The organism is uncultured Ruegeria sp. (assembly GCF_947489545.1).
Lineage (GTDB): Bacteria > Pseudomonadota > Alphaproteobacteria > Rhodobacterales > Rhodobacteraceae > Ruegeria.
In genome coordinates, this window is the sequence record NZ_CANLDZ010000070.1 from 1 (window position 1) to 1,377 (window position 1,377).

Genomic DNA, 1,377 nt, shown 5'->3' on the forward strand with positions numbered 1-1,377 from the left:
ATATGGACCCCGCCTTATTGCAACGGTCTGTTTGGTCTGATTTAGGATCACGATTGCTGACGTATATCCGGCTTCTGTGAGCGGCTCGATATTTCGTCACCGCGAGCCCCGATGGATTTCCGCTTGCTTCCCCCTCATTGGCTCCAAGGCATCAGCTTCGCTGCGCCGATCCACACACCAGGTTCAAGAAGCAACGGTTCGTGTCGTTGTCACCATCCCATGCCAAATTGCTGCAATATTCAGGTAGTCCGTTTGGTTTCTAAGCCTCCCCTTAACTGATGAACGTCGGTTGATACCCAGTGCGACCTAACAAGACAGCCCAGACGATCCTGGCGTTCTTGTTGGCGAGGGCGACAGCGACCACATTGGGGTGCCGCCGATCGCGCACCCGTTCGATCCACAGGCTTCGCGTGTCTGTTTTGCCACCTGCCTTCCTTAGAACTGCGCGAGCACCATGGATTAACAGGGTACGCAAGTATCGGTCTCCGCGTTTGCTGATCCCGAAGAGGCGGGATTTACCGCCGCTGGATCGCTGTTTGGGTACGAGCCCAAGCCATGCTGCAAATTGCCGTCCGTTCTTGAAGCACGTACGGTTACCCACGGCGGCAACCAGCGCCGTGGCCGTTATTGGCCCGATCCCCTCAATCCTACCAATACGTTGGCACATCTCGTTGGACCTAAAGAGGTCTCGGATGCGCTTTGTGTAAGCTGCAATGCGCTGATCCAATTCATTGAGTTCTTCGTGCACGTCACAGACCAATTCGACGAGCATCGCGCCCAGCATGTGATCAACACCGTCGGCAATCTGCGACAGTGTACGCCGGATCCTTGAGATGTCTCGGGCGACGATTATGCCATGCTCAGCCAACAGTCCCCGGATTTGGTTCACCAACCTGGTTCGGTCCGACACCAGTCTTTGACGGATACGATGAACGGCCTGGATCTCAAGCTGTTCCGCGGACTTGACCGGTACAAAGCGCATTGATGGTCGACCGATGGCTTCGCAGATCGCTTCGGCATCGTTTCGGTCATTCTTGTTGGATTTGACGTAGGAGGTCACAAACTGCGGTGAGATCAGGCGAACTTCATGACCAAGATCTGCAAAAACCTTTGCCCAGTAGTGCGATCCACCGCAGGCCTCCATTCCAACTATGCATGGCGGCAAATCAGCGAAGAACTGGGTGACAGCATCGCGTCGCAGCGTCTTTTTCAGAACCACTTCATCCTTCGCATTCACACCGTGAACCTCGAAGATGGTCTTCGCCAAGTCCAAACCAATCCGCAAAATCTCCATGATATGTCTCCTTGCTTTGCAAATGCGCAATGATCGCCGCCCGAGGGCGGCGGGGTCCATACCATTGGCTCCTGCAGAGCAAG

General features: G+C 54.9%; 1 protein-coding gene. It reads right to left on the minus strand.

The features are described 5' to 3' along the window. Nucleotides 1–271 precede the first annotated feature (271 nt). Nucleotides 272–1,294 (minus strand): IS110 family transposase, encoded by a 1,023-nt coding sequence (locus Q1B13_RS26785; RefSeq protein ID WP_299085938.1) that lies wholly within the window; start codon nucleotides 1,292–1,294, stop codon nucleotides 272–274. Nucleotides 1,295–1,377 lie beyond the last annotated feature (83 nt).

Excerpts from the sequence above, each read along its gene's own strand:
- Q1B13_RS26785 (WP_299085938.1), bottom strand. The coding sequence starts at position 1,294 with ATGGAGATTTTGCGGATTGGTTTGGACTTGGCGAAGACCATCTTCGAG.